General features: G+C 68.8%; 6 protein-coding genes and 1 pseudogene. 4 read left to right on the forward strand and 3 right to left on the reverse strand.

The genetic code is table 11. From position 1 onward, the window contains the following. Positions 1–770, forward strand: a 770-nt coding sequence (locus NBV68_RS16965; RefSeq protein WP_296312094.1) for a glycosyltransferase family 87 protein, incomplete at its 5' end; no start/stop codon positions are given. Here NBV68_RS16965 and NBV68_RS16970 read toward each other — a convergent pair. The 3 genes from NBV68_RS16970 to NBV68_RS16980 are packed head-to-tail and all read right to left on the reverse strand — an operon-like array spanning position 767 to position 4,386. Then, a complete protein-coding gene (locus tag NBV68_RS16970) occupies positions 767–1,132 on the reverse strand; it encodes a hypothetical protein (RefSeq protein ID WP_296312095.1) in 366 nt (121 codons plus the stop codon). The genes NBV68_RS16965 and NBV68_RS16970 overlap by 4 nt on opposite strands. Beyond that, complete coding sequence (gene parE / locus NBV68_RS16975; RefSeq protein ID WP_296312097.1) at positions 1,125–3,125, reverse strand: DNA topoisomerase IV subunit B; 2,001 nt, start codon at positions 3,123–3,125, stop codon at positions 1,125–1,127. The genes NBV68_RS16970 and parE overlap by 8 nt, the downstream gene beginning before the upstream one ends. Before the next feature lie 55 nt (positions 3,126–3,180). Continuing rightward, the gene (locus NBV68_RS16980) at positions 3,181–4,386 is read right to left on the reverse strand and encodes a penicillin-binding protein activator (RefSeq protein WP_296312098.1); all 1,206 of its coding nucleotides are present in this window, start codon (positions 4,384–4,386) and stop codon (positions 3,181–3,183) included. A 39-nt stretch (positions 4,387–4,425) separates the two neighbouring features. Between NBV68_RS16980 and rsmI the strand changes: the two genes are divergently transcribed. The 3 genes and pseudogenes from rsmI to NBV68_RS16995 all read left to right on the forward strand — a co-directional run. Continuing rightward, positions 4,426–5,286 carry a 16S rRNA (cytidine(1402)-2'-O)-methyltransferase gene (rsmI, locus tag NBV68_RS16985; protein WP_296312101.1) on the forward strand — a complete coding sequence of 287 codons (861 nt, stop codon included), beginning with the start codon at positions 4,426–4,428 and terminating at the stop codon, positions 5,284–5,286. Next, positions 5,283–5,660 carry a YraN family protein gene (locus NBV68_RS16990; RefSeq protein WP_296312102.1) on the forward strand — a complete coding sequence of 126 codons (378 nt, stop codon included), beginning with the start codon at positions 5,283–5,285 and terminating at the stop codon, positions 5,658–5,660. The genes rsmI and NBV68_RS16990 overlap by 4 nt, the downstream gene beginning before the upstream one ends. A gap of 16 nt (positions 5,661–5,676) precedes the next feature. After that, a pseudogene (locus NBV68_RS16995) lies at positions 5,677–5,931 on the forward strand (glutathione synthase); the annotation flags it as partial.

Consider the following 5,931-nt stretch of genomic DNA (forward strand, 5'->3'; position numbering starts at 1 on the left):
AAGGCCCCGCGCTGGTGCTAATCGCCGCCTTCCCTCCGGTGTTCGTGACGCTAACCCACGGGCAGACATCCTTTTTGGTTGCGGCGCTGCTTGGCGGCGGGCTGCTGCTGGTGGAGCGCCGTCCGTGGCTGGCGGGGGTGCTGATCGGACTAGCCACGATCAAGCCGCAGTTCGGCCTGCTCGTCCCCCTCGCGCTGTTCGCGAGCGGGCAGTGGCGCACCATCGCAGGCGCTTGCGCGGCAGCGCTGGCGCTCGCTGCGCTGGCGACGGCGGCGTTCGGCCCGCAGGTCTGGGCCGACTGGCTCGCGATCACCCGCACCGCAGGGGCGGCAACAGCGGACGGCAATATCGGCTTTGCCAAGATGGTGAGCGTCTTCGCCGGGCTCAGCCTTGTCGGCGTGCCGGCTGCGGCGGCGATGGCGGTGCAGGCTGCGGTCTCGCTGGCGCTTGCGGCGGCGGTGGTCATGGCGACCTGGCGGCGCGCTTTCACGCCGGGGCTCGCCGCGCTGGTGCTGGCAGGGGCCCCGCTCGCGACGCCCTTCGTGCTCGATTACGACTTGGTGCTGACCGCCTTCCCGCTCGCCTTCCTGTTTGCCCGGGCGCGGGATGGGGGCTTTGCCGATTGGGAGCGCATCACCATCGCCGCGGTCTTCGCAGGCGCGGCCTTTGCCCGGCCGCTGGCGATCAATCTCGGCGTGCCAATCATGCCGCTGCTGCTCGCCGCGCTATTCGTGCTGGTGTTCCGGCGGGTCCGCGCCGAGGCGGTCTAACCCCGCGCCGCAGCACCGAGGCAGACGAGCCCGAGTTGCAGCGCCAGCATCGTTGCAGTCGCGATCTGCCACCCGGTGCCCGCCGCCTTCATCCCCCGGTCCCAGGTCCACGCGCCGAGCACCCCCGTTGCCGTGGCGGCGAGCGCGATCGTGACCCATGCCGGCTTGGCGAGGAGGACGACGAACAGGAAGGTCAGCATGACCATCTGGAGCAGGAACGCCGCCGTGAACCATGCGATCGGCACCGGACGGTAGGCCGCATCGGGGATGATCGAGTCCGGCAGCGCTGAATCGGCGCGGGCGATGCGGCGATCGCCGGCCATGATGTCCGCCGCCTCGCCCTCGCCCTCGACGTCACGCATCGATCAGGTCGCGGTCGACGTCGCTCGCGCGGTTCTGGATGAAGTTGAAGCGGTGCTCGGGGTTGCGGCCCATCAGCTCGTCGACGAGCCGCGCCACCCCTGCGCGGTCCTCGAATTCCTGCGGCAGGGTGATGCGGATCAGCCCGCGGGTCTCGGGCGCCATGGTGGTTTCGCGCAATTGCTGCGGGTTCATCTCGCCAAGGCCCTTGAAGCGGCTCACCTCGACCTTCTTGCCCTTGAACACGGTCGCTTCCAGCTCGGCTCGGTGTGCGTCGTCACGGGCGTAGCGGCTCTCTTTGCCCGCAGTCAGCCGGTAGAGCGGGGGCTGGGCGAGGAACAGGTGTCCGCGCTTCACGATGTCGGGCATTTCCTGGAAAAAGAACGTCATCAGCAGCGTCGCGATATGCGCCCCGTCGACGTCGGCGTCGGTCATGATGATGATGCGGTCATAGCGCAAGCTGTCGGCGTTGCAGTCCTTGCGGGTGCCGCAGCCGAGCGCCAGCGCGAGATCGGCGATTTCGCTGTTGGCGCGGATCTTGTCGGCGGTCGCCGAGGCGACGTTGAGGATCTTGCCGCGGATCGGCAGGATCGCCTGGCTCTTGCGGTCGCGCGCCTGCTTGGCACTGCCGCCCGCAGAATCGCCTTCGACGATGAACAACTCGGTCTCGCGCCCGCCTTCGCCAGAACAATCGGTAAGCTTGCCCGGCAGGCGCAGCTTCTTGGCATTGGTCGCGGTCTTGCGCTTGATCTCGCGCTCCTGCTTTCGCTTGAGGCGCTCGTCCATGCGCTCCATCACCTCGCCGAGCAGCGCGCGCCCACGCTCCATATTGTCGGTGAGGAAGTGGTCGAAGTGATCGCGCATCGCGTTCTCGACCAGACGCGCGGCCTCGGGCGAGGTGAGGCGGTCCTTGGTTTGCGACTGGAACTGCGGATCGCGGATGAACACCGAAAGCATCACTTCGGCCCCGGTCATCACGTCATCGGCGGTGATGTCCTTGGCCTTCTTCTGGCCGACCAGTTCGCCGAATGCCCTGAGGCCGCGGGTCAGCGCGGTGCGCAACCCCTGTTCGTGGGTGCCGCCATCGGGCGTGGGAACGGTGTTGCAATACCAGCTCGTCGCTCCGTCCGAATAGAGCGGCCAGGCGATCGCCCACTCGGCGCGGCCTTGTCCGATGCCGTCCACCAATGGAAAGTCCTGCAAGCCGGTGAAGGGCTGCGCGGTGACGCATTCGCGCGTGCCCACCTGTTCGGCGAGGTGATCGGCGAGGCCTCCGGGGAACTTGAACACCGCCTCGGCCGGGACTTCTTCGCTGGCGAGCGAGGGAGCGCATTTCCAGCGGATCTCGACCCCGGCGAACAGATAGGCCTTCGACCGCGCCAGCTTGAACAAGCGCTTGGGGTTGAAGCTGCGCTCGCCGAAGATCTCCGGATCGGGCACGAAGCTGACCGTCGTGCCGCGCCGGTTGGGCGTGGGCCCGAGGTTCTGGATTGCGCCTTGCGTCACCCCGCGCGCGAATTCCTGCGCGTAAAGCTGCTTGTCGCGCGCGACCTCGACGCGGGTGTGGACCGACAGCGCATTGACCACGCTGATGCCGACGCCGTGCAGGCCCCCGCTGGTGGCATAGGCCTTGCCGGAGAACTTGCCGCCCGAGTGGAGGGTGGAGAGGATCACCTCGAGCGTTGATTTGCCCGGGAACTTGGGGTGCTCATCGACCGGGATGCCGCGGCCGTTGTCGGCGATGCTCAGGCGGTTGCCCTCGTCAAGCCGCATCTCGATCCGCGTCGCATGCCCCGCCACCGCCTCGTCCATCGCATTGTCGAGCACTTCGGCGGCGAGGTGGTGATAGGCGCGATCATCTGTGCCGCCGATATACATGCCCGGGCGGCGGCGGACCGGTTCGAGACCCTCGAGCACCTCAATGGCGCTGGCGTTGTAATCGCCGCTTGAGGTTGGAGTGTTGGCGAAGAGGTCGTCGGGGGTGGGCTCGGACATGCCAACGGTTATAGGGCCGCGCCCGCGCGCCTCAAGCCATCCCCCGCGATTATACTCACTTGCCGAAGCCGGCCGGGGCCGGATCGACCGCCACGACGTCGCCGCCCTTGACCTCGCGCACTTCGAGCGCGCGTTCGACCACCCCGTTGCGGGCGAAGCGGAAGGCGCCGTCGACCCCGAGGAAGCCGCCCTTGTCGTAAAGCTGCTCGCGCGGGAAGGGCGTGCCGACCTTCCAGTCACGCGCGACGCGCAAGGTCAGCAGCACCGCGTCATAGCCCAGCGTCGCCACGCGGAAGGGCTGGCCGCCGAAGCGCGAGGCGTAGCTTTCGGCAAAGCGACGGAAGCGCTGGTCGGACACCGCCGAGAACATCGCGCCCTCCAGAGCAGGGGTGCGGGCCAGCGCCGCCTCGCCGCTCCACAGCTCGGTGCCGAGAATGCGGGTGCGGCTGCGGGCGGACTTGTTGAGTTCACCCGCCGCATCGACCCCGAGCCGCGCAGAATCCGCGATCAGTACGGTGTCGTAGCCGCCCGCCGCACGCAGCCGGGCGGCCGCGCTGACGATCGAGGTGTTGCCGCGCGCATAGCCCTCCTTGCGCACCAGCGAGCCGCCGTAATCGCGCAGTGCGTTCTCGAGCGAGAAGACCGCGCGGGTGCCATAGTCGCCCTCGGGCGCGAGCACCGCGAAGCGCGCCGCACCGCGGCTGCGCGCGAACTGGACCGAGCGGCGGATCGATTGTTCGGGCAGGTGGCCGATCACGAAGACGTCAGCGGCCGCGACGCTCGCGTCGTTGGCGAAGGCGATCACCGGCACCCCGGCCGGGCGCGCGGCGGCCTGCACCTGCGGGACGGCATCGGCGGTGAGCGGCCCGAGGATCAGCCTGTTGCCGTCGGCAATCGCCTTCCTCGCCGCGGTGGTGATGCCTTCGGAGGTGTCATAGGTGGTGATGCGCAGATTGTCCGCGCCGGTATCGAGCAGTGCCATGGTGGTGGCATTGGCGATCGCCTGCCCGACCGGCGCTGTGTCGCCGGTCAGCGGCACGAGCAGGGCGATGCGGTGGCGGCCGGTGTCGGTGGGGAGCGCGGTCGCAGAAGGCTCGGGCGCGGGTGCGGGCGGCGGGGCGGTGACAACCTCGGTCTTGGGCACGACCGCACAGGCGCTCGCCAGCAACGCGGCGCCCGCGACTGCGAGGTTGCGGCCACGCAAGGCCCGCGCTGCGGCAGCAAACGTTCCGGCCCAATTCGGCCCTGTCCAAAGCTTCATTCTTGCCGACCCCTCAGTCGTGCGCCATGGACTCAACCCGTGAGACCCGAGGCGCTGCCATCCCTTCCCGCGTGGGAACCCGTAAGCGGGCTGTATATCCTTGCCACCCCGATTGGCAATCTTGGCGACATTACCCTGCGCGCGCTCGCCGTTCTCCAAGGCGCCAGCCTGATCGCTTGCGAGGACACGCGGGTCACCGGCAAGCTCCTGAAACATTACGGCATCAAGGCGCGACTCCAGCGCCTCGACGACCACGCCGGGCCCGAGACCCGCGCTCGGGTGATCGACGAGGCGAGGCAGGCGCCGGTCGTGCTGGTGTCGGATGCAGGCACGCCCCTTATTTCCGACCCCGGCTACCGACTGGTGCGCGAGGCGCGCGCGGCGGGTGTCATGGTGACCAGCATTCCCGGGGCTTGCGCCGCTGTCTCGGCGCTCGCCATCGCTGGCCTGCCGAGCGACCGCTTCCTGTTTGCAGGCTTCCTGCCCGTAAAGGACAAGGCGCGGGCCCAGACTCTCGAGGAACTGGCGGGGGTCGCCGCCAGTCTCGTGTTCTATGAAACCGCCCCCAGGCTCGAGAAGTCGCTGCTGGCGATTGCCGAGATGTGGCCCGAGCGCGAGGTGGCGGTGGCGCGCGAGCTGACCAAGCTGCACGAGGAATGCCGCACCGGCACAGCGGCCGTGCTGGCCGCCCACTACGCCGCGCACCCGCCCAAGGGCGAGATTGTGCTGCTGATCGGCCCGCCTTCTCAGAGCGAGGCCCCGGTCCTCGATACCGACGCCCTGCTGCGCGCGGCGCTCGAAGAGGCGGGGCCGGGCAGGGCTGCGGGCCTGGTGGCCAAGGCGACCGGGATCGACCGCGCCACGCTCTATGCCCGCGCGCTGGAGTTGAAGGGCGCATGACATCCCGGCGTACCCCCGAACAGCGCCACGAGGCCGACAGCCGCGGGCGGGAGGGCGAGGCGCAAGCCGCGATGTGGCTCGCGCAAGCTGGCTGGCAGATCGTCGCTGAGCGCGTCAAGACCAAGGCGGGCGAGATCGACCTCATCGCCCGCAAACCCGGCCTTGTCGCCTTCGTCGAGGTCAAGTGGCGCGCCCGCGCCGCCGCACTCGCCGATGCCATCGACGAACGCCGGCTTGCGCGCGTCGCCAACGCGGTCGAGATCGTGTGGCAGGACTATGCGACAGGGGGCGAGGACATCCGTATCGACGTCATCCTAGTTGCGCCCGGCCGCAAGCCCACCCACATCGAAAACGCCTGGATGCCCTTCGGCTGACCCCTCGGAGTTCCCTATGAATTTGCGCATCGCGGTCCAGATGGACCCCATCGACAGCATCAAGATCGCCGGTGACAGCTCCTTCGCGCTGATGCTCGCCGCGCAGGCCCGCGGGCACACGATCTACGAATATCACGTCGAGAGCCTGACGCTCGACGAGGATGACCGCCTCTTCGCCCACGCCTTCCCGGTGACGGTGCAGCGGGTCGAGGGCGACCATTTTACCCGCGGTGAGCAGGTGCGGCTAGATCTCGGCAAGGATGTCGATGTC

Origin of the sequence: Erythrobacter sp. (assembly GCF_023653175.1) — a bacterium.
Classification (GTDB): Bacteria; Pseudomonadota; Alphaproteobacteria; order Sphingomonadales; family Sphingomonadaceae; genus Erythrobacter.